This is a genomic window from Actinoplanes sp. NPDC051346 (genome assembly GCF_040682215.1).
Taxonomy (GTDB): domain Bacteria; phylum Actinomycetota; class Actinomycetes; order Mycobacteriales; family Micromonosporaceae; genus Actinoplanes.
Map to the genome: position 1 here is coordinate 962,210 of NZ_JBFBAJ010000001.1, position 20,876 is coordinate 983,085.

Sequence of the window (20,876 nt, forward strand, 5' to 3'; positions counted from 1 at the left end):
AACTCTGGGAGGTCGAGTGCCGAAGTCAGGAACCCCGCTGAGTCGGGAACGGGTGCTGCGAGCCGCCGTCGCGGTCGCGGACGAGGGCGGCCTCGGGTCGCTGACGATCCGCTCGCTCGCCCGCGAGCTCGGTGTCAAACCCATGTCGGTCTACCACTACGTCGCGAACAAGGACGAGATCCTCGATGGCGTCGTCGACCTCATCTTCGGCGAGATGGAAGTGCCGTCACCCGGCGGCGACTGGCGCGCGGAGATCCATCGGCGTGCCACCTCGGCCCGTCGGGTCCTGAGCAGCCATCCCTGGGCGATCGGGCTGCTGGACTCGCGGACCGCGCCCGGCCCCGCCACCCTGCGCCACCACGACGCGACCATTGGCGTCCTGCGCGGGGCTGGCTTCTCGGTGAAGTTGTCCGCACACGCCTACGCCCTGCTCGACAGCTACATCTACGGCTTCGCGCTGCAGGAGGCCGCGCTGCCCTTCCGCGGCCCGGACACCGCCGCCGAGGTCACCGAAACGATCATGCAGGGGTTCTCCGGCGACGAGTACCCGAACCTCGTGGAGATGGCGACCGAGCACATCCTCCGGCCCGGCTACGACTTCGGCGACGAGTTCGAGTTCGGGCTCAACGTCATCCTCGACGCCCTCGCCGCGTGGCTGCGATCACCTGGGCCCCGCGGCGGCGAGCCAGAGTACCGTCGGCCTGTCGACAGTCGTCGACAACTGTCGACAGTCGTCGACGCAGGGCCTATGCTAGGGCGAACAGAGACTCCGGGAGGAGTGGTCATGAGAATGGTGAGCATCCGAAACCTCCGCGGCGAGGAGCTGAAACGATGCGCCCACGCCGGCGAGTTGGTCGGCGTCATGAAGACCCGGCGGCTGATCGGCGTCATGATTCCCATAACCCCGAACTGGGTGGCCCACGTCATCGAGAACAACTGGTCACGGGTCCTGCAGAGCGTCACCGAGGGCGAGCGAGCCCTGGCGGACGACGTGCCGCTGCGCACCCTGGAGAACGCGCTGGTCGACGTCCCGGTGCCGGCGGGCCGGGAGCTTCCGGACCGGGCCCTGCCGATGATGCTGGCGTCCACCGGGCTGATGGAGAGTGCCGACGGCGACCTACCGCCGGCGCGGAGCCTCAGGGTCGGCGACCTCTCCGCGGCGGCCATCGAGCGAGCCGGGGAGGCGGGTGAGATCCTGGCCGTCACGCACGCCGGTGAGATGCTCGGCGTCCTGGTGCCGGTGACGCAGCGCCTGGTCGGATACCTGGTCAACAAGAACATGAGCCGCGTGCTCTACAACATCGGCTACGGCGAGAAGGAAGCCGGCACCGGCGAACCCATGAGGACTCTGGAGCGGGCGCTCGCGGAGCACTCGGACGTCCTGCGCACCGGCCCCGCTTCCCGGCGCTCCTGAGCGATGCGGCGTTGCCATGACGACGTCGCCACATCCTTCCCAAGCCCAGGCCGAGCCCGCCGTGGATAACGTCGTCCCGGTGGGGCCCGCGCCGGCTGACGCCTATCTCGCGGCCACCGAGGCCCTGCGGTCCACGACCCGATGGCTGGTGTCCGCCGCCGCCGGGGTGGGCGCGATCCTGGTCGCGGGCCTGCAGCTGACCGGCCTCGGCTCGCTCGGCAGCCAGGAGCTGCCGCGGCTGACGGCCGCCTTCGCGGGCCTGATCGTCGCCCTGACCGCCGTCGGATACATGGTTCTGCGGGCGAGTCAGCTGTTGACCACTGAATGGGTGACCCTGGCCGACATCGAAAAAGACATCTTCGATCATCGTGTACGCCAGAGCGCCCAGCGGCAGAACGGCGCGCCGCAACCCAATTTCCTCGACCGTGTAGGTCGGCTGCGAGATCGGCGGTATCGCCTGCGTGCCGCAATGATCGAAGGTCTCAAGGAGCGGCTCGAATTCATCGCCGAAGAGCTTTTCGGATCATTGGCGACCAGCGTGCCGGATCTTTACGCGCAACTCGCTGATGCCAATGAGGCCGCGCGCGCGGCTGGAGGGGCGGCCCCGGCCCGGTCCGCCGTCGCCCTCACGCAGGCGGCGGGGACGGTGGTGGCATTCGCCAATTTCTACATCACCAAGGAATGGTTCAAGGTGCTCCGGCGCCAGCTCGCGGCGGCGTCGGCGGTGGTGGTCGCGGGGGTTCTGGTGTTCGCGTACGCGGCCAACCCGCCGACGCCGGCCGAGCCCGCCGCCGGGGCGAAACCCGCTGCCATCGCTCACATCTCGCTGTAGGGGCCGATCTCGAAGGCGGTGTGCGGCGGCAGCAGGTCGTGGATCAGGAAGCCCTGCGACTCGACCCTGCGGCCCTGCTCGTCGCCGAGCCGGTCCAGCTCGGCGCGGGTGAGTCGGCGGTGGACCGCGACCCACGCCCGGAAGGTCAGCGGCGTGGCGATGTAGCTCCTGTCCCCGATCTGAAAAACCCATTCGTTTGCCGCATTGGGTCCCTGATCGAGTTCTTTTCCCAGGCAGTCGGCGAGATCGTCACGGTCGGAGACCGTCCGGAGATCTCTGATCGCACGCCACGCCGCCGGGGAAAGCACTACTTCGTACTTCGCCACGACGCCTCCTCACTGGTCATGGTCGAATTCGTCGCGGAAGACGCCCGCAGTTCGAGTTTCCATACGAATGCATGAAGGACACGATCACCAGTCGGCTATCCGTCCATAATTGGATTCGGGTGTTCCGCGAGAGATACCCCCCTCGCCCACCGCGGGGTGACCCACGGCATACCTGGTTGCCGAGCGGTCGGTGACGTTATACGGTCTTCTGCATAGTCATGCGGAGGTAGGTATGGGAATCCGGGTCGCTGTCGCCGGTGCGAGTGGATACGCGGGGGGTGAGCTGCTGCGGCTGATCGCCGGGCACCCCGAGCTCGACCTCGCCGCCGCCACCGCGCACACGCAGGCGGGTACGCCCGTCGGGGCCGTACACCCGCAGCTCGCAGGGCTGGAATTGACGCTGACCGCGACCGACGCGGACGTCCTGGGCGACGCGGATCTGGTCTTCCTCGCCCTGCCGCACGGGCAGTCGGCGGCGCTGGCCGCTCAGCTGCCCGCCGGCGTCAAGGTCGTGGATCTGGGCGCCGACTTCCGACTCCGGGACGCCGCGGCCTGGGAGCGGTACTACGGGGGACCGCACGCCGGCACGTGGACGTACGGCCTGCCGGAGTTGCCCGGGCAGCGGGAGGCGATCGCGGCGAGCGACCGGGTCGCCAGCACCGGCTGCTACGCGGCGGCCGTCACCCTCGCGCTCGCCCCGCTCGTCGCCGCCGGCGTCGCCGACCCGGCCGACGTCGTCGTGGTGGCCGCGTCCGGCACGTCGGGTGCCGGACGGTCCGCGAAGACCCACCTGCTCGGCAGCGAGATCATGGGCGACCTGACCCCCTACAAGGTCGGCGCGCACCAGCACGTTCCCGAGATCAAGCAGGCGGCCGGCGCCGACTCGCTGTCGATGACGCCGGTGCTCGCGCCGATGCCGCGCGGCATCCTCGCCACCGTCACCGCCCGACCGGTCGGCCGGACGCATCCGCGCGACGTGCTGCGCGCCGCGTACGCCGACGAGCCGTTCGTGCACGTGCTGCCCGAGGGCACGTGGCCGCACACCAGCGCCACGCTGGGCGCCAACACCTGCCACCTGCAAGCCACAGTGGACGTCGACTCGGGGCGCATCGTCGTGGTCAGCGCCCTGGACAACCTCGGCAAGGGCGCCGCCGGACAGGCCGTGCAGTGCGCCAACCTCATGCTGGGGCTGCCCGAAACGCTCGGCCTGTCGGCGTTCGGGGTGGCGCCATGACCGTCACCTCGCCCAAGGGATTCCAGGCCTCGGGTGTCGCCGCCGGCCTGAAGTCCGCCGGCCTCGACGTGGCCCTGGTCATCAACGACGGCCCCGACGCCACCGTCGCCGGCGTCTTCACCGCCAACCGGGTCAAGGCGGCGCCCGTGCTCTGGAGCCAGCAGGTGCTCAAGGGCGGCGTGGTCCGGGCGGTCGTGCTGAATTCCGGCGGCGCCAACGCGTGCACCGGCACCCAGGGCTTCCGCGACACCCACGCCACCGCCGAGCACACGGCCGCGGCACTGCGCGGCAGGTCGAAGAAGCCGCTGCTGATCGGCCCCGGGGATGTGGCGGTCTGCTCGACCGGCCTCATCGGCGAGCTGTTGCCGATGGACAAGCTGCTGCCCGGCGTGACCGCCGCGGTCAAGGCGCTGGCCGCCGACGGCGGCGAGCGGGCCGCCGAGGCCATCATGACCACCGATACGGTCACCAAGAACGTGCACGTCGAGCGGGACGGCTGGTCCGTGGGCGGCATCGCCAAGGGCGCCGGGATGCTGGCGCCGGCGCTGGCCACCATGCTGGTCGTGCTCACCACCGACGCGGTCGCCGGCTCGGAGGCGCTGGACACCGCGCTGCGCGAGGCGACCCGGCTGACCTTCGACCGGATCGACGCCGACGGGTGCATGTCCACCAACGACACCGTGCTGCTGCTGGCCAGTGGCGCCTCGGACGTGCAGCCCGCCCAGGAAGAACTGACCGCCGCCGTCACCGAGGCCTGCCGCGACCTCGCGCGGCAGCTCATCACCGACGCGGAGGGCGCCACCAAGCACATCGCCATCGAGGTGCTGGGCGCGGCCAGCGAGGCGGACGCGGTCGAGGTCGGGCGCGCGGTCGCCCGCAACAACCTGGTCAAGACCGCACTGTTCGGCAACGACCCGAACTGGGGTCGGATCCTCGCCGCCGTCGGCACCACCGCCGCGGCGTTCGTGCCGGACCGCGTCGACGTCGGGGTCAACGGGGTGTGGGTCTGCCGGGGCGGTGCCGCCGCGGAAGACCGCTCCAAGGTGGACCTGAAGGGGCGCGACGTCACCGTCCAGGTGCACCTGCACGAGGGGGAGATGGACGCGACGATCCGGACCACCGACCTGTCCCACGCGTACGTGCACGAGAACTCGGCGTACAGCACATGACGCCGGGGGAGAAGGCGGCCGTCCTGATCGAGACGCTGCCGTGGCTCGAGCGCTTCCACGGCGCGACCGTCGTCGTGAAGTACGGCGGCAACGCCATGATCGACCCCGAGCTCCAGCGGGCCTTCGCGGCCGACATGGTCTTCCTGCGCTACGCCGGACTCAAGCCGGTCGTGGTGCACGGCGGCGGCCCGCAGATCTCGGCGATGCTCGACCGGCTCGGCATCGCCAGCGAGTTCCGCGGCGGCCTGCGCGTCACCACGCCGGAGGCGATGGACGTGGTCCGCATGGTGCTCGTCGGGCAGGTCGGGCGCGAACTCGTCGGGCTCATCAACGCGCACGGCCCGTTCGCCGTCGGGCTCTCCGGCGAGGACGCGCGGCTGTTCACCGCGGTCCGCCGGCCCGCCGTGATCGACGGTGAGCCGGTCGATATCGGTCAGGTCGGCGACGTGGCCGAGGTGGACACCTCGGCGATCGACGACCTCATCGCCGCCGGCCGCATCCCGGTGGTCGCCGGCGTCGCGCCCGACGCCGACGGCGTGGTGCACAACGTCAACGCGGACACCGCCGCGTCGGCCCTCGCGGTGGCGCTCGGCGCCCGCAAGCTCGTCGTGCTCACCGACGTGCCGGGCCTCTACACCGACTGGCCCGACACCTCCTCGCTGACCTCCCAGATCGACGCGGACGCGCTGGAGAAGCTGCTGCCCGGCCTGGAATCGGGCATGGCGCCCAAGATGGAGGCCTGCCTGCGCGCCGTCCGGGGCGGAGTGCCCGCCGCGCACGTCGTCGACGGCCGGGTGCCCCACTCGACGCTGCTCGAAGTCTTCACCTCGGAAGGATCCGGAACGATGGTGGTTCCCTCATGAGCGCTCTTGTCGAACGCTGGCGGCAGAGCCTGATGGACAACTACGGCACGCCGTCGCTGGCCCTGGTCAGCGGCTCGGGCGCGGTCGTGACCGGCGAGGACGGCACCCGCTATGTCGACCTGCTCGGCGGCATCGCGGTCAACGCGCTCGGGCACGCCCACCCGGCGATCGTCCGTGCCGTCACCGAGCAGATCTCGACGCTGGGACACGTCTCCAACTTCTACGTCACCGAGCCGGCGGTCGCGCTCGCCGAGCTGCTGCTCGCCCTCGCCGGACGCCCCGGGCGGGTCGTCTTCGGCAACTCCGGCGCCGAGGCCAACGAGGCCGCGTTCAAGCTGTCCCGGCTCACCGGGCGCACCCACGTGGTCGCGGCGCGGGGCGGCTTCCACGGCCGCACGATGGGGGCGCTCGCGCTCACCGGTCAGCCGGCCAAGGCGGACCCGTTCCGGCCGCTGCCCCCCGACGTCACCCATGTCCCGTACGGCGACAGCGACGCGTTGCGCGCGGCGGTGACCGAACGCACCGCCATGGTCATCCTCGAACCGATCCAGGGCGAGATGGGTGTCGTCGTCCCGCCGCCCGGCTACCTCGCCGCGGCCCGGGAGGCCTGCACCCGCACCGGCGCCCTGCTGGTCCTCGACGAGGTGCAGACCGGCATCGGCCGCACCGGCCACTGGTTCCACCACCAGGGCGAAGGCGTCGAACCCGACGTCGTCACCCTGGCCAAGGGGCTCGGCGGCGGCCTGCCGATCGGCGCCTGCCTCGCCTTCGGCCGCGCCGCCGACCTGTTCGGTCCCGGCTCGCACGGCACCACCTTCGGCGGCAACCCGGTGAGCTGCGCGGCGGGCCTGGCGGTCATCCGGACGATCGCGGGGGAGGGGCTGCTCGATCACGTCAAGCGGGTCGGCGAGCTGATCCGACGCGGCGTCGAGGGCCTCGGCCACCCGCTCGTCACCGGCGTCCGGGGAGCGGGTCTGCTGCTCGGCATCGGGCTCGCCGAGCCGGTCGCCGCCGAGCTGACCGACAAGCTGCGCGACAAGGGCTTCCTCGTCAACGCCGTCCAGAGCGACGCGATCCGGCTGGCGCCGCCGCTCATCCTCACCAGCGAGCAGGCCGAGTCGTTCGTCGCGGCCTTCCGGGAGGTTCTTCCATGACCCGCAACTTTCTGCGCGACGACGATCTGAGCCCGGCCGAACAGGGCGCCGTGCTGGACCTCGCCGCCGCGATGAAGGCCGACCGGTTCGGCTACCGCCCGCTGGCGGGGCCGCGGTCCGTCGCGGTCTTCTTCGACAAGGTCAGCCTGCGGACCCGGCTGTCGTTCGAGACCGGCATCTCCGAGCTCGGCGGCAACGCGATGATCGTCGACACCCACGCCACCCACTTCGGTCGCGGCGAGTCCCTCGCGGACGCGGGCCGGGTCGTCTCGCGCTACGTGTCGGCGATCGTCTTCCGCACCTCCGGCGACGAGCGGCTCGCCGAGCTCGCCTCGGACGTGCACGTGCCGGTGATCAACGCGTTGACCGACGGCTTCCACCCGTGCCAGCTCCTCGCCGATCTGCAGACCATCCGGGAACGCTTCGGCACCACCGCCGGCCGCACCCTGACGTACGTGGGCGACGCGGCGAACAACATGGCGCACTCGTACCTGCTGGCCGGCGCCACCGCCGGCATGCACGTGCGGGTCGCCGGGCCGGCCGGGTTCGACCCGAACCCCGAGGTGGTGGCCCGGGCCACCGAGATCGCCGCCGGCACCGGCGGCTCGATCAGCGTGCTGCGCGACCCGTACGAGGCCGCGAAGGGCACCGAGGTGCTGGCCACCGACGCGTGGACCTCCATGGGCCAGGAGGACGACGGCGTCGACCGGCTGACGCCGTTCCGGCCGTACCAGCTCAACGCCGACCTGCTCGCCGCGGCCGCGCCCGGCGCGATCGTGCTGCACTGCCTGCCCGCCCACCGGGGCGAAGAGATCACCGACGAGGTGCTGGACGGGCCGCAGAGCGCGGTCTTCGACCAGGCCGAGAACCGCTTGCACGCTCAGAAGGCGCTGCTGGCCTGGCTCCTGTCATGACCGCCTGCACCGAGCGGCACCTTGCCGCACCGAACAACGGCCTGGCAGGCGAGGGCCAGAAGGGCATGGCCAAGGAGGCCCTGTCGTGACCGGGCCGGGAACCCGCGCCGCGCGGCACGCGCGCATCGTCCAACTGGTCCGCGACAAGGCCGTACGCTCGCAGACCGAGCTCGCCGAGCTGCTCGCCCTCGACGGCGTGCAGGTCACCCAGGCGACGCTGTCCCGCGACCTCGAGGAGCTGCGGGCCGTCAAGGCCGCCGGCGTCTACCTCATCCCCGAGGACGGGCTGCCCGCGCTGCGCCCGGTCGAGCAGGCCCCGGCACGGCTCGTCCGGCTCCTGCGCGAGCTGCTGAACTCGGTCGACGTCAGCGGCAACCTCGTCATCCTGCGGGTGCCGCCGGGTGCGGCGCAGTTCCTGGCCAGCGCGCTCGACCGCTCCGGCCTGCCGGACGTCGTCGGCACCATCGCCGGCGACGACACCATCCTCGTGGTGGCCCGCGAGCCGCATTCCACCACCGGATCCGGCGCCCGGCTCGCCGAGAAGCTCACGGCCTGGAGCCGTACGGACAATGAAGGGACCCTGCCGTGATCGCGCAGCAGCCCGCCGTCGAAGCCTTCTTCCCGGGTTTCGCCGACAACATGCAGAAGCTCCAGGCCCGCGGGCTCGAGTTCTACCTGGCCTCCAACGACACGCTGCGCCCGTTCCTCAACGAGGCGCCGTACGGCCACAAGCTCGCCTGGCTGGACTTCACCGACACGACCGAGGACAAGGGCTGGGACACCGGCGAGTTCCTCAACCTGTTCAACGTCATCAACGGCATCGCGTTCGGCGACCGGGGCATCCCGATGCCGCAGTGGGTGATGGTAGACCTGATCCTCATGCCGTCGGCCGCCGTCATCGCCGCCCTGCCGCAGGCACAGTTCACCGAGACGCTGGAGACCAGCGCCTTCGACGACGACGCGAAGCGGCACCTGCGCGAGGTCTTCGATCGGGTGAAGCAGAGCGACTACCAGGGGCCCATCCCGATCGGCGGCTACTGCGCGGCTCCCAGCGCGGCGCCCGGCACCTGGGTCGGCTGGTCACTGTGGTCGGTGATGACCAACGTCGGTCTCGGCCGTGCGCTCAAGGCCCTGGCGCTCTCGGTCTACCAGGCGCAGAAGCTCGACGGCGTGACCCAGTACGACAACACGGCGCTGCGCGTGCACACCCGGTTCGGCCGGCTGCGCATCATGGTCGCCACCGTGCCTTTCCATACCTCACCCGGCTCGTTCGTCTATGAGAACGACTTCACGACCCCGGTCGCCGAGAGCGATCCGGAGCCGACGTTCCTGCTGGATCCCTTCGACTACGAGCGTCAACGGGCCATGCAGAAGGCGATCGAGGCCCGGAAGAGCACCTACTACGTGCTCGCCCCCGGCCACCTTGTCCAGGGCGGGACGTCGTTCGTGCCGATCCTCGAACTCCCGTACCCGTCCGGAGGAAACTGATGTCCCAGCGCACGATCGTTCTCGCGTTCTCCGGCGGCCTCGACACCTCGTACGCCCTGGTATCGCTGCGCGAGCAGGGCTGGGAGGTGCTGACCGCCAACATCGACACCGGAGGCCTGCACAGCGGCGAGGCGGACGCGGTCCGCAAGCGCGCCGAGGAGCTCGGCGCCGCGCGGCACTTCGTCGTCGACGCCCGCGAGGAGCTCTACTCGCGCGTGATCACGTACGCGATCAAGGCCAACTACCTGCGCAACGGCGGCTATCCGTCCTGTGTGGGTGCGGAACGGCTGGTGCAGGCCGAGCAGGTCGTGCGGGTGGCCCTCGAGAACGGCGCCGAGGCGGTCGCGCACGGCTCGACCGGCGCCGGCGCCGACCATGTGCGCTACGACTCGGTGATCCGGGCCCTGGCGCCCCAGATGGAGATCATCACCCCGATCCGCGACGAGCGGCTGACCCGCGAGTACGAGCGCGACTACCTGCTCGAACGCGGCTTCTCCACGCCGGAGAAGGTCACCACGTACTCGATCAACGAGGGCCTGATCGGCACCTCGATCGGCGGCAAGGAGACCTACGGCTCCTGGGACTATCTGCCCGAGGACGCCTGGACCTACACGAAGTCGATCGCCGACGCGCCGGCCGACGGCATCGAGCTGATCCTCGAATTCGTCCGTGGCGAGGTCGTCTCCGCCACCACCGCCGACGGCACCCCGATCGAGGGCACCGGCCCGGGCACGCCCAACTACGCGATCCTGCGCTCGCTCAACGTCCTCGCCGCCGAGCACGGCGTGGGCCGCGGCATCCACATGGGTTCCACGATGGTCGGCAACCTGGCCCGGGTCGGCTTCGAGGCCCCCGGCATGCTGACGCTGATCGCCGCGCACCGCGAGTTGGAGCGGCTGGTGCTCAGCAACCGGCAGCAGGCCGCCAAGGCACAGCTCGGCACCGCGTACGGCGACCTGCTGCACGAGGCGGTCTACTACGACCCGATCCTGGACGACTATCGCGCGTTCCTGGACAGCAGCCAGAGCCGGGTCACCGGCCACGTCCGAGTCAAGCTGATCAAGGGCAACGTGGTGCCGCTGGGCAGCCGCAGCCCGTACAGCCTGTTGGACGCGGCTACCCGGCAGGGCGTCGTCTACGGTTACGGCTCGTCGCTGTGGAGCGGCGAGCAGGCCCGGGCGTTCGCGCACATGTACGCGATTCCCGGCGCCATCGCCAGAAACGCTGTGTAGATGACCGAGCTTCGCTCGGCGGGCACTGCGCCCGGGGAGGTCGTTTTCCGGAAGGGCGCCCTTCCGTTCCGGAAAACGGTGATCCCGACAACGACGGGCGCAGTGCGACTTGGGCTTCGCGTCGCTGTCCTGGGGGGAGTGTCAGCTGAGCCAGGCGGCCAGGACGCGTTCGCATTCGCGGAGGTCGGCGGTGGGGAGGTTCTCCTCGTCGGTGTGGCAGAGCAGCGGGTCGCCCGGGCCGTAGTTGACGGCCGGGATGCCCAGCTCGGCGAAGCGGGCCACGTCCGTCCAGCCGAACTTCGGGGCCGGCTCGCGGCCGACGGCGGCGACGAACTCCGCGGCGGCGGGTCGGTCCAGGCCGGGGCGGGCGGCGGCGGCCTGGTCGCGGATCTCCAGCTCGTAGCCCTTGAAGACGTCCTGGAGGTAGGCGTAGGCGGCGGCGGGGTCGCGGTCCGGGGCGAAGCGGTGGTTGACGTCGATCGCGACCTCGTCCGGGATGACGTTGTTGGCGATGCCGCCGTGGATCTGCACGGCGTTGAGCCCCTCGCGGTATTCGAGGCCGTCGACCACGACGCGGCGCGGTTCGTAGGCCTTGAGGATCGCCAGCACGTCGGCGGCCGCGTGGATCGCGTTGATCCCGTGCCACGCGCGGGCGGGATGGGCGGCCTTGCCCTTCAGGGTGATCCGCACGCGCATCGTGCCCTGGCAGCCGCCCTCGACCGTGCCGTTGGACGGCTCGCCCAGAATGGCGAAGTCGCCGGCGAGCCAGTCCGGGTGGTGGCGCACGAGCCGACCCAGCCCGTTGCGCGCCGAGGCGACCTCCTCGTTGTCGTAGAAGACGAAGGTGAGGTCGTGGCGGGGCTCGGGGACCGTGGCGGCGATCTTCAACTGGACGGCGACACCGCCCTTCATGTCGACCGTGCCGCGGCCGTGCAGCAGTTCGGCGTCGCCCGTGCCGGTGAGCCGAGACGGCAGGTTGTCCTTGATGGGCACGGTGTCGAGGTGCCCGGCGAGCACGATCCGCCGGTCCCGGCCCAGGTGGGTGCGCGCGACCACGGCGTCGCCGTCGCGCAGCACCTCCAGGTGTCCCAGGCCGAGGAGAGCGGCCTCGACGGCGTCCGCGATCGCGACCTCCGTCCCGCTGACCGAGGGTATGTCGCACAGTGCGCGGGTCAATGAGACAACATCATCGTGCAGGTCGAGCTTCATGCGACGACCCTATCGTTGAACCCACCGATTGCTGAGGAGTGAGGCAGTGCCGGAGACCGAAGGTCCGACCAGGTTGTGGGGTGGCCGGTTCGCCGGTGGACCGGCCGACGCGCTGGCACGGCTCAGCGTCAGCGTGCATTTCGACTGGCGGCTGGCGCCGTACGACATCGCCGCGTCGCGGGCGCACGCCCGGGTGCTGGCCGGCGCCGGGCTGCTCGACGCCGACGAGCTGGGCAAGATGCTGGCCGCTCTCGACGACCTCGAGTCGGCGTGCGCGGCGGGCGACTTCCGGCCCACCATCGAGGACGAGGACGTGCACACGGCGCTGGAACGCGGCCTGCTGGAGCGCCTCGGCGGCCTCGGCGGCAAGCTGCGCGCGGGCCGTTCCCGCAACGACCAGGTCGCCACCGACCTGCGCCTCTATCTGCGTGAGCACGCCCGCGGGGTGGCCGCCGCCGTGGTGGAACTGGCCGACGCGCTGATGGAACAGGCCGGGCGGCACATCGACACGCCGGCGCCGGGCCTGACCCACGTGCAGCACGCCCAGCCGGTCAGCTTCGGCCACTGGCTGCTCGCCCACGTCCAGCCGCTGCTGCGCGACCTGGAACGGATGCGCGACTGGGACGAGCGCACGGCGATCTCGCCGCTGGGCTCCGGCGCCCTGGCCGGCTCGTCGCTGCCGCTGGACCCGGCCGCGGTCGCCAAGGAGCTGGGCTTCAAGGCACCGGTGCAGAATTCCATGGACGGCGTCGCGGACCGCGACTTCGTCGCCGAGTTCCTCTTCATCACCAGCCTCATCGGCGTGCACCTCTCCCGCCTCGGCGAGGAAGTGGTGCTCTGGACCTCCACCGAATTCGGCTGGGTGATCCTCGACGACGCGTTCGCCACCGGCTCGTCGATCATGCCGCAGAAGAAGAACGCCGACATCGCCGAGCTGGCCCGGGGCAAGGCCGGCCGGCTCATCGGCGGCCTCGTCGCAGTGCTGACCATGCTCAAGGGCCTGCCGCTGACCTACGACCGCGACATGCAGGAGGACAAGGAACCCGTCTTCGACGCGGTCGACACGCTCCAGCTCCTGCTGCCGGCGCTGGCGGGCATGATCTCCACCATGACCGTACGCGTGGACAAGCTCGCCGCCGCGGCGCCGGTCGGCTTCTCCCTGGCCACCGAGGTGGCGGACTGGCTGGTCCGCAAGGGCGTTCCGTTCCGCGATGCCCACGAGATCACCGGCCAGTTGGTGGCCCTGTGCTCGGCCCGCGACTGCGAGCTCGAGGACGTCACAGACGACGACCTGAAGACGGTCAGCGAACACCTGGATCCGTCCGTACGCCAGGTGCTGTCGGTGCGCAGCGCGCTGGCCGGACGCACGACGCCGGGCTCGACCGGTCCCGGCCCGGTCGCCGACCAGCTCCGCACCGCCTCGGACAAACTGGACGGTTGGCGCGAGTGGGCGATCGAACGCGTCGTACCGCGCTGAGCGGGTGCCCGACCGGTCGGCATTCAGTGCCGGTAAGGCCTCGGGGGTGGGGTGTAGCCGAGGAGCGCGGGGGTGTCGCAGAGCTGGAGCAGAACGTCGACGGCCGGGCTGGCGGCGGTGATCCTCACCTGGTGAGAGCCGTCGGTGGCCCGCTCCAGGGCGTACAGGAGGCGCAGGCCGGCGAGGTCGCAGAATTCGACGGCGGACAGGTCGATGTCGAGGTCACCGGCGTGGTGGCCGTCGAGGATGCCGGTGAGGTGGTGGCGGAATGTTGTCGCGGTGTCGCGTTCGAGGTCGCCGGTCACAGTAATCGTGAGGGTGCCGGAGGGCGAGGGCGCGGTGGTGATGGTGAGGTGCTGTGGGAAGGTCGGACGGTCACTTCCCGTGGTCATGACGACGGGTGGTGCTTGAGCCGGTGGCTCAGCAGCAGCCGACTGCCGGTGGTGTCGGTGGTGATGGCCAGGCTGGTGCAGGTCTTCTCGATGAGCCACAGGCCATGGCGGTCCGGGCGTCCACCTCGCAGGTCGGGGCGGCACCTCGGCGCGGTGCCGTGACCGATGCCAGGGCCGTGGTCGCTGATCTCGCACCAGAGACGGCCGTCGCGGCGCCACATCAGGAGCTGACCCTGGCCGCCGCCGTGCCACACGGCGTTGGTCATCGCCTCATGGACGGCCAGCGTCCACCGGTCCGTGTCATCGCCGGACAGGCCGTGGCGGATGCTGAGGGCGGCGACCTCTCGCCGCACCACCGCCAGCGTGGCCTGATCGAACCAGCGGGCCAGCGGCAGCCTGGGAATGCCGGAGACCGGGACGGCCGGCCCGCTGACCGCCTCGCCGGCGGCAACGGCGCCGCGGAGGCGCCCGGCGGCGAATGCCTCGGTGAAATCCAACCTGAGGCGCTCCAGGGTGAGCAGTTCGGCGGCGGCGGCGGCGAACACCGCGGCGCACTGCGCCACCGCCGAGCTGTCCAACCGGCCCGGCGCCTGGTGGTACAGATCGATGGCGCCGTCATGACGGACCGCGCCCGCGTGTAACGGCAGCGCGTATACCGCCTTGATCCCGGCGCGCAGGGCGGCCGGGGTGAACCGGGGCCACCGCCGCGTCCATGAGGCGCCGGTCAGATCCACGGCCAGCACCGGAGCCCGGGTAGCAGCGGCATCGCGACACGGTCCTTCGTCGAGGGTGTATTGCGCCGCTTCCAGGAGGGAACCGGTCGGGTCACTGCTGAACCGGGTGTGCGGCGTGGACCCGGCCGGCGGGCCGCCGGCGAACCGGCCCGCGGACAGGCCGAGGCCGGCGATATCCGGAATCAGGGCGGTCCCGGCCCGGCACAGGCCGGCCAGGTCCGGGCCGTAGGTGCGGACCATGCTCCACACCCGGTCCTGACCAGGCCTACCTCGTCCGCCGCTTCCACCGGGCCCGGACGACTGCGCGGAAAACTGGTCATCGGTCATGGCAGAGAACCTCATGTTCCCGCCTCGTACCGCCGTGACGACTTCAGATCCGGCAACGCGTCCGCCGGCATCCCACCGAGACAGGGGGTCCTCCGCCCAGAGACGGATTGATTCCTACGCTACCCCGCAATCCCCGCAACAACCTCCACCAGGAATGACGAACCATCCCGGATTCCACGAAACCCGAACCAAGAAATGTGGTTGCGGACCAGGGGAACATCCGGAATCCTGGTCGGCATGATCATCACTGAGCGAAAGGGCGTGCGCGCCCTCGGTCGTTGACCGCCACCGCGCGGCGCAGGGGCGCCGCCGCGATCCTCGATCACTGGCACCGGGCCGACGGCATCCGCCGCGAATGGCTTGACGTGGGCCTGGATGTCGGGCCCGCCGACCGCGAGACCGCCGAACGGATCCTCACCCGTTTCTACCGGCGGCACGGCCGTGCCCAACCCCGTTTCGTCTGGGTGGAATCCCCGGCGGACGCCTTGCCCCACACCGCCGGCATCCCGGGCCACGACGACCTGCACGCGTGGCTGCGCCCGGTGCCGCCGCCCGGCCGTCCACCCGTTTCGGTCGACATCGCCGCGAGTTGGTCCCGCCTGCTGGCCGCCCTCGACGACGCCGCCGATCATCCGGATCTCGAACCGACACGGCAGGTCCGCAAGGGCGACAAGCCATGGCCGGAGCTGCCACCCGAGGCGGCGCTGGAGGCGGGTGTGCCCTTACGTGTGGTGTTGCGCAGAGGCGTGCGGGACACCCTGCGGACCGCGCTGATGGGGAACGTCGCGCTGCCGATCCGGGCCGCGCTCGGGCCGTCGGCCCGGCTGCCGATCTGCTGGTACGGCCAACAGGACGCCTCCTGGATCGCCCAGCACGACGTCCTGCGCAAACTGGGTCTGTCGCATCCGGCACCACGGGACGTCACGTACCTCGACGACTGGTCCACCCTGGCCCGGGCCACCGGGTGGTGGTGGCCCGGCGAGGAGGTCTGCGTGGCCGTGGACCGGCCGGCGCGGATCGGGCCGGAGGCCGTGGAATTCCGCGACGGGAGCCGGCTGGGGCTGGCTCAGACGGACAGTCGTTGATCGTCCTCCGCCGGGTTGGTCTGCTCCGGGATCCGCGTCGCGGCCCGGGGTGCGACCGCCCGGCGGACGACCGCGACCGTGACCGCGGCGACGATCGCCGCACCGGTGATCAGCCCGACCGCGAGGGTCGGGACGTCGAGGAGCTTGAGGGCGCTGGCCAGCAGCACGATCACCAGAGCGACCCGCACGATGCCGCCCGGGGCGCGCGAGGAGATGCGGGCGCCGATCAGGACGCCGGGGATCGAGCCGAGCAGGACCGCGGCGGTGAGGTCAAGGTGCAGGTCGCCGAAGAAGGCGTGGCCGATCGCCGCCGAGAGCACCAGCGGGACCGCCTGCACGAGGTCGGTGCCGACGAGGTCGTTGGCGCGCAGTTTCGGGTAGAGCGCGAGCAGGGCCACGATGATCAGGGAGCCGGAGCCGACGCTGGTCAGCCCGACGATCAGGCCGCCGACGGCGCCCAGCAGCATGGTCGGCACCGGGCGTACGGTGATCGGCGCGGCCGGGGCGTCGCCGCGCTGGCGGCGGCTCACCCAGGCCTTGAGCAGCAGACCGCCGGCGGCGAGCAGGAGTGCCACCCCGAGTGAGATCTTGATCGTGTGCTGCACCGAGGCGTCGTCGCCGAGCAGCCGCAGGACGAGGACGCCGAGGAACGCGCTGGGCACGCTGCCGGCGCAGAGCCACGCGACGAGCTTGAAGTTGACCGTGCCACGGCGGGCGTGCACCCAGCCGCCGAAGGGCTTCATCACGGCGCTCGCGGCCAGGTCGCTGGAGACCGCCGCCACCGGCGGGACACCGAAGACGAGGACGAGAACGGGGGTCATGAGGGCGCCGCCGCCCATCCCGGTGAGTCCGACCACGATGCCTACGCCGAGTCCGGCGAGCGCCAGGGTGAGATCCATCGCTCGAGTCTCGGCAACAATCCCTTGTTTGTCTACTAACCGGGTCGAGTTTGTGGAGTTTTCCCGGCGGCGTCCCACGTAGTGGCACGCACGCCCGTCAGACCGGAACCGACCCGGCCGGGCGCAGCAGCGCGCCGATGTCGTCGCCGGACATCGGCCGGGCGAAGTGGAAGCCCTGGGCGTAGCGGTAGCCCGCCTGGTGCAGCCGGTGCGCCTGGTCGGCGGTCTCGACGCCCTCGGCGACGGCCTGAATCCGCAGGCCGGCGGTGATGCCGATCAGACTCTCGACGATGACGGCCTCCGGGCTGGCCGTGGTGACGCCGTCGACGAACGACTTGTCCACCTTGAGGACGTGCACCGGGCAGTCGACCAGCAGGCTCAGCGACGACTGGCCGGTGCCGAAGTCGTCGAGCGCGACCCGGATGCCCAGCTCGCTGAGGCCGTGGATCGCCTGCAACGCGGCGCCGGTGCCCAGCACCGCCGTCTCGGTGACCTCGGCGACGATCATGGCCGGGTCGACCCCGGCGTGCCGCATCGCGGCCTCGATCTCGGCGACGAACCCGGGCTCGCTGAGCTGGCGGGCCGACACGTTGACGCTGACCCGCTCGGGCGCGGCGTCGCCGTAGTCGCGCTGCCATGTGGCGGCCTGGGTGACCGCCTGCTCGAACACCCACCGGCCCAGCGCGATGATGGCGCCGTTGCGTTCGGCCAGCGGGATGAAGACCGCCGGGGAGATGTCGCCGTGCTGGGGGTGACGCCAGCGCAACAGCGCCTCCACGCCGGCGATGCGTCCGTCGGGCAGCTCGACGATGGGCTGGTAGAGCACCCGCAACTCGCCGCGGTGCAGCGCCTGGCGCAGGTCGGCGCCGAGGCGGGCGTCCTGGTCGGCCATCCGGTCCATCGCCGGGTCGAACCACGCCCAGCGGCCGCCGCCGTCGTTCTTGGCCGCGTACATCGCGACGTCGGCGCGGCGGAGCAGCTCACCGGGGGTGTCGCCGGCCATGCTGGCGGTGACGCCGATGCTGATCCGCGGCACCATCTCGTGCCCGTCGACGGTCAGCGGCTCCTGCACCGCCCGCACCATCCGCCGCAGCAGGACAGCGGCCTCGTCGCCGGTCAGGCCGGGCAGCAGCAGCGTGAACTCGTCGCCGCCGAGCCGGGCCACCGTGTCCCCGTCGCGCAGCCGCTCGTGCAGGCGCCGGCTGACGGCCTTCAGCAGGGCGTCGCCCGTGCCGTGCCCGAGCCGGTCGTTGACGACCTTGAAGTCGTCCAGGTCCAGCAGCGCCACGAGGAATTCCTCGCCGCTGGCGAGCTGCTCGGTGACCCGCTCCTCGAAGTTGGCCCGGTTGGCGATCTCGGTGAGCGTGTCGTGGCGTACCTGGTGGGCTAGTTGCGCCTGGTAGTCGCGCAGCTGCCGCAGGCTGGCGTCGACCGTACGCAGCAGGTGGGCGTTCTCCCGCAGCGTGGTGATCTGCCGGGCCACCACCAGGGCGGTGATCGCGACCGTGCACCCGGCGATGACCTTGCCCTCGGTCGAACGGGCGATGTCGGTGCCGAGCAGCATCGCGTCCATGCCGGCCACGGCCAGGTAGGGCACCACGCTGAAGCGGCGCGGCGCGGGCCGGGGCGCCGTGGTGACGAGATCGCAGCGGACCTGGCGGTGAGCGGCGAGCTGGGCGCAGAAGGTGGCGATCGGCACCGCGATGAACGCCGAGTTGAGCCGGGGGTGGGACTCGAGGACCAGGGTCAGGCAGGTCGAGGCGCCCGCGGCGCCGATGCCGAAGGACACCAGGTGCATGGCGCGCCGGTCCAGCGAGCCGGCACCGGCGTACGCGACCTTGACGAAGGCGATCATCGACACGGCCGCGGCGACCGCGATCAGCAGCGCCGGGGTGACCGAGCCGGTCAGCGAGGTCCATGCTTCCGCCCGGCGCAGCGAGAAGTGCCACACCAGCAGGCCGCCGGTGATCAGGATGATCCCCGTGTCGAGACCGAAGCGCACCCACTCGGCGCGCGAGCGCTGCCACGTCGGCAGGCGGAGCAGCGCCCACACGGCGATGCCGAGGACGGTCAGATAGAGGGCGACCGACACGGGCCCGAAGCGCTGGGTACCGCCGGGCACGGAGAGCGCGTCCCGCGCGTTGGAGACGGACGCTACGGCCAGTACCACGCAGGCGAGCCCGCCGTGCCGCCAGAACCGGCGGGTGGGGGCGTCGAGGTCGGCCCGGCGGGAGGCCTCCCGGCACGCGGATGCGGCGAGCAGGCACATCACGGGCAGGGGGGTCCAGCCCACCACGGGGTGCGGAACGTTCGCGAAGAACCCGGCGACGAAGCCGATCACGCAGAACGCAAGGAGTGCGGCCCCCATGATCATGGGAAGGCGAGCGCGGACCGGCATGTGCGTACCTATCGGTGGTCTTGAGGCGGCCTTGAACAGTTCGCCGCCGCAATGCCGGGTCAGCGACCCGGCGTATCGCCCGCCCGGGCGGGTAAAGGACCCGCCATGGAGCAACTGCAGTGGCTGGCGGTCGTGCGACACGGCCTGAGCACCGGCAACGTCATCGCGGAGGCGGCGGAGACCGGCGGCCTGGAAGCCATCGACATTCCCGAGCGCGACGCCGACGTCCCGCTGTCGGACACCGGGCGCGACCAGGCCCGAGCGGTCGGCAAGTGGCTCGGCGACCTGGCCGCGGACGAGCGTCCGGTGGTCGCCGTCGTGTCGCCGTACCTGCGCACCCGGCAGACCGCGGAGCTGGCGCTCGACGGCAGCGGCGTCCCGATGGTCGTGGACGAGCGGCTGCGCGACCGTGAGCTGGGCATTCTTGACCTGCTGACCGCACGCGGGGTGCAGAATCGGCTGCCGGACGAGTTCGCCCGGCGGGCCCGGCTCGGCAAGTTCTACTACCGGCCGCCCGGCGGCGAGTCGTGGGCCGACGTGCTGCTTCGCCTGCGCGCGCTGTTGCGGGAGCTGCGCGAGGACCACCCCGGCGGGCGGGTGGTGCTGTTCGCCCACGAGGCCACCGTGCTGCTCGTGCGCTACCTGGCGGAGCGGCTCAGCGAGGCCGAGCTGATGGAGATCGCGCACGCCACGACGGTGGCGAACTGCTCGATCAGCTCGTGGCGGTGTCACGACGGGACATTGCGGGCCGAGCTCTTCAACGAGGTCGGCCACCTGCACGCCGAGGGGGCGCCGGCCACGCGCCAGGAGGATGTCGATGCCGAGCCGGTCTGAGGAGCGCGTCATCACGCCCGGCGTGCTGCGGGAGTGGCCGCTGCCGGATCCTCAGGGCGGCAAGGAGTCGCGGGGCACCGTGCTGGTCGTGGGCGGCTCCCGGCACACGCCCGGGGCGGCCCTGCTCGCCGGTGTCGCCGCGCTGCGCGCCGGCGCCGGGCGGTTGCAGCTGGCCGTGACGGAGTCGACGGCGGCGGCGCTGAGCATCGCCGTCCCCGAGGCGATGGTCGTGGGCCTGCCCGAGACCAACCGCGGCGCGGTCGCCGGCGACGTGGGCCGCGACGTGCCGGACCGCCTGCTCGAGTTGGCCGCCGCCGCGGACGTGCTCGCGATCGGGCCGGGCCTGGACGACGTGGAGGAGACCGGGCGGTTGCTGCACCGGGTCCTCGACGCCGCCGGCAAGCAGGCGGCGATCGTGCTGGACGCGTACGCCCTCGGCGCGCTGAGCAAGGAACCCGACCTGCTGGCCGGCCGGACGCAACCGGTGGTGCTGACGCCGAACATCGTCGAGGCCGAGCACCTGCTGGGCCGCGCACCCGGCGACGACCTGGCCGCCGAGGCGATGGCGCTGGCCCAGCGGTACGGGAGCACCGTCTCGCTCTACGGGCACATCGCGGCCCCGGACGGCCGGGCCTGGCGGGAGGAGAGCGGCGACGCCGGCCTGGGCACCTCCGGCAGCGGGGACGTGCGGGCCGGGATAGTCGCCGGGTTGCTCGGCCGGGGCGCCGACCCGGCGCAGGCGGCCTGCTGGGGTGCCTTCGCGCACGCGGTCAGCGGGCAGCGGCTGGCGCCGCGTTACGGCCGCACCGGCTTCCTCGCCCGCGAACTCGTCGACGAGGTGGCCTACACGATTGCGACCGTCTGAAACGGGTACGGGTTTCAATACACCCCCGTA

The 20,876-nt window shown here is 71.6% G+C and carries 20 protein-coding genes; 14 read left to right on the top strand and 6 right to left on the bottom strand.

Annotated features, from left to right (window positions below):
* Window positions 1-16 precede the first annotated feature (16 nt).
* Entirely contained in the window at window positions 17-1,414 is a 1,398-nt protein-coding gene (locus tag AB0M36_RS04330; RefSeq protein ID WP_364152031.1) for a TetR/AcrR family transcriptional regulator, read from the top strand.
* A 61-nt stretch (window positions 1,415-1,475) separates the two neighbouring features.
* The gene (locus AB0M36_RS04335; protein WP_364152034.1) at window positions 1,476-2,246 is read left to right on the top strand and encodes a hypothetical protein; all 771 of its coding nucleotides are present in this window, start codon (window positions 1,476-1,478) and stop codon (window positions 2,244-2,246) included.
* Here the strand turns inward: AB0M36_RS04335 and AB0M36_RS04340 are convergent.
* Window positions 2,231-2,572, bottom strand: coding sequence for a hypothetical protein (locus tag AB0M36_RS04340; protein ID WP_364152037.1), 342 nt, complete (start codon window positions 2,570-2,572; stop codon window positions 2,231-2,233). The genes AB0M36_RS04335 and AB0M36_RS04340 overlap by 16 nt on opposite strands.
* A 232-nt stretch (window positions 2,573-2,804) precedes the next feature.
* Here AB0M36_RS04340 and argC point away from each other — a divergent pair, with 232 nt between their 5' ends.
* The 8 genes from argC to argG all read left to right on the top strand — a co-directional run bounded on the left by argC (window position 2,805) and on the right by argG (window position 10,626).
* A complete protein-coding gene (gene argC / locus AB0M36_RS04345; RefSeq protein ID WP_364152040.1) occupies window positions 2,805-3,806 on the top strand; it encodes an N-acetyl-gamma-glutamyl-phosphate reductase in 1,002 nt (333 codons plus the stop codon).
* Entirely contained in the window at window positions 3,803-4,975 is a 1,173-nt protein-coding gene (gene argJ / locus AB0M36_RS04350; protein ID WP_364152043.1) for a bifunctional glutamate N-acetyltransferase/amino-acid acetyltransferase ArgJ, read from the top strand. Before argC ends, argJ begins: the two co-directional genes overlap by 4 nt.
* The gene (argB, locus tag AB0M36_RS04355) at window positions 4,972-5,838 is read left to right on the top strand and encodes an acetylglutamate kinase (RefSeq protein WP_364152046.1); all 867 of its coding nucleotides are present in this window, start codon (window positions 4,972-4,974) and stop codon (window positions 5,836-5,838) included. The genes argJ and argB overlap by 4 nt, the downstream gene beginning before the upstream one ends.
* Entirely contained in the window at window positions 5,835-6,992 is a 1,158-nt protein-coding gene (locus tag AB0M36_RS04360) for an acetylornithine transaminase (protein WP_364152049.1), read from the top strand. Before argB ends, AB0M36_RS04360 begins: the two co-directional genes overlap by 4 nt.
* Window positions 6,989-7,906, top strand: coding sequence for an ornithine carbamoyltransferase (gene argF / locus AB0M36_RS04365; protein ID WP_364152052.1), 918 nt, complete (start codon window positions 6,989-6,991; stop codon window positions 7,904-7,906). Before AB0M36_RS04360 ends, argF begins: the two co-directional genes overlap by 4 nt.
* An 85-nt stretch (window positions 7,907-7,991) precedes the next feature.
* Window positions 7,992-8,495: an arginine repressor gene (locus AB0M36_RS04370; RefSeq protein WP_364152055.1), complete on the top strand. Its 504-nt coding sequence runs from the start codon at window positions 7,992-7,994 to the stop codon at window positions 8,493-8,495.
* Window positions 8,492-9,394: a hypothetical protein gene (locus AB0M36_RS04375; protein WP_364152058.1), complete on the top strand. Its 903-nt coding sequence runs from the start codon at window positions 8,492-8,494 to the stop codon at window positions 9,392-9,394. The genes AB0M36_RS04370 and AB0M36_RS04375 overlap by 4 nt, the downstream gene beginning before the upstream one ends.
* Entirely contained in the window at window positions 9,394-10,626 is a 1,233-nt protein-coding gene (argG, locus tag AB0M36_RS04380) for an argininosuccinate synthase (RefSeq protein ID WP_364152061.1), read from the top strand. Before AB0M36_RS04375 ends, argG begins: the two co-directional genes overlap by 1 nt.
* A 141-nt stretch (window positions 10,627-10,767) precedes the next feature.
* Here argG and dapE read toward each other — a convergent pair whose 3' ends face one another.
* Window positions 10,768-11,835: a succinyl-diaminopimelate desuccinylase gene (gene dapE, locus AB0M36_RS04385; protein WP_364152064.1), complete on the bottom strand. Its 1,068-nt coding sequence runs from the start codon at window positions 11,833-11,835 to the stop codon at window positions 10,768-10,770.
* A 46-nt stretch (window positions 11,836-11,881) separates the two neighbouring features.
* Between dapE and argH the strand changes: the two genes are divergently transcribed.
* On the top strand, window positions 11,882-13,312 hold the full coding sequence (gene argH, locus AB0M36_RS04390) for an argininosuccinate lyase (protein WP_364152067.1): 1,431 nt from the start codon (window positions 11,882-11,884) through the stop codon (window positions 13,310-13,312).
* A 23-nt stretch (window positions 13,313-13,335) separates the two neighbouring features.
* Here argH and AB0M36_RS04395 read toward each other — a convergent pair whose 3' ends face one another.
* Both AB0M36_RS04395 and AB0M36_RS04400 read right to left on the bottom strand, forming a co-directional pair.
* On the bottom strand, window positions 13,336-13,704 hold the full coding sequence (locus tag AB0M36_RS04395) for an STAS domain-containing protein (protein WP_364152070.1): 369 nt from the start codon (window positions 13,702-13,704) through the stop codon (window positions 13,336-13,338).
* A complete protein-coding gene (locus AB0M36_RS04400; protein WP_364152073.1) occupies window positions 13,701-14,678 on the bottom strand; it encodes an ATP-binding protein in 978 nt (325 codons plus the stop codon). The genes AB0M36_RS04395 and AB0M36_RS04400 overlap by 4 nt, the downstream gene beginning before the upstream one ends.
* A 365-nt stretch (window positions 14,679-15,043) precedes the next feature.
* Here AB0M36_RS04400 and AB0M36_RS04405 point away from each other — a divergent pair, with 365 nt between their 5' ends.
* On the top strand, window positions 15,044-15,850 hold the full coding sequence (locus AB0M36_RS04405; RefSeq protein ID WP_364152075.1) for a hypothetical protein: 807 nt from the start codon (window positions 15,044-15,046) through the stop codon (window positions 15,848-15,850).
* Here AB0M36_RS04405 and AB0M36_RS04410 read toward each other — a convergent pair.
* Entirely contained in the window at window positions 15,832-16,749 is a 918-nt protein-coding gene (locus AB0M36_RS04410; protein WP_364152078.1) for a sulfite exporter TauE/SafE family protein, read from the bottom strand. The two genes, AB0M36_RS04405 and AB0M36_RS04410, sit on opposite strands and share 19 nt — an antisense overlap.
* A gap of 97 nt (window positions 16,750-16,846) precedes the next feature.
* Entirely contained in the window at window positions 16,847-19,147 is a 2,301-nt protein-coding gene (locus tag AB0M36_RS04415; RefSeq protein ID WP_364152081.1) for a bifunctional diguanylate cyclase/phosphodiesterase, read from the bottom strand.
* Between the two features lie 105 nt (window positions 19,148-19,252).
* On the opposite strand from AB0M36_RS04415, the gene AB0M36_RS04420 reads away from it, so the two are divergent.
* Complete coding sequence (locus AB0M36_RS04420; RefSeq protein WP_364152084.1) at window positions 19,253-19,981, top strand: histidine phosphatase family protein; 729 nt, start codon at window positions 19,253-19,255, stop codon at window positions 19,979-19,981.
* A complete protein-coding gene (locus AB0M36_RS04425) occupies window positions 19,965-20,846 on the top strand; it encodes an NAD(P)H-hydrate dehydratase (protein ID WP_364152087.1) in 882 nt (293 codons plus the stop codon). The genes AB0M36_RS04420 and AB0M36_RS04425 overlap by 17 nt, the downstream gene beginning before the upstream one ends.
* Window positions 20,847-20,876 lie beyond the last annotated feature (30 nt).

Bases quoted from the DNA above. Each gene is read 5' to 3' on its own strand.
- AB0M36_RS04360 (WP_364152049.1), top strand. From the start codon at position 5,835: ATGAGCGCTCTTGTCGAACGCTGGCGGCAGAGCCTGATGGACAACTAC.
- argB (WP_364152046.1), top strand. From the start codon at position 4,972: ATGACGCCGGGGGAGAAGGCGGCCGTCCTGATCGAGACGCTGCCGTGG.
- argG (WP_364152061.1), top strand. From the start codon at position 9,394: ATGTCCCAGCGCACGATCGTTCTCGCGTTCTCCGGCGGCCTCGACACC.
- dapE (WP_364152064.1), bottom strand. From the start codon at position 11,835: ATGAAGCTCGACCTGCACGATGATGTTGTCTCATTGACCCGCGCACTG.
- argC (WP_364152040.1), top strand. From the start codon at position 2,805: ATGGGAATCCGGGTCGCTGTCGCCGGTGCGAGTGGATACGCGGGGGGT.
- AB0M36_RS04415 (WP_364152081.1), bottom strand. From the start codon at position 19,147: ATGCCGGTCCGCGCTCGCCTTCCCATGATCATGGGGGCCGCACTCCTT.
- AB0M36_RS04425 (WP_364152087.1), top strand. From the start codon at position 19,965: ATGCCGAGCCGGTCTGAGGAGCGCGTCATCACGCCCGGCGTGCTGCGG.
- AB0M36_RS04410 (WP_364152078.1), bottom strand. From the start codon at position 16,749: ATGGATCTCACCCTGGCGCTCGCCGGACTCGGCGTAGGCATCGTGGTC.
- AB0M36_RS04400 (WP_364152073.1), bottom strand. From the start codon at position 14,678: ATGGTCCGCACCTACGGCCCGGACCTGGCCGGCCTGTGCCGGGCCGGG.
- argF (WP_364152052.1), top strand. From the start codon at position 6,989: ATGACCCGCAACTTTCTGCGCGACGACGATCTGAGCCCGGCCGAACAG.
- AB0M36_RS04420 (WP_364152084.1), top strand. From the start codon at position 19,253: ATGGAGCAACTGCAGTGGCTGGCGGTCGTGCGACACGGCCTGAGCACC.
- AB0M36_RS04395 (WP_364152070.1), bottom strand. From the start codon at position 13,704: ATGACCACGGGAAGTGACCGTCCGACCTTCCCACAGCACCTCACCATC.
- argJ (WP_364152043.1), top strand. From the start codon at position 3,803: ATGACCGTCACCTCGCCCAAGGGATTCCAGGCCTCGGGTGTCGCCGCC.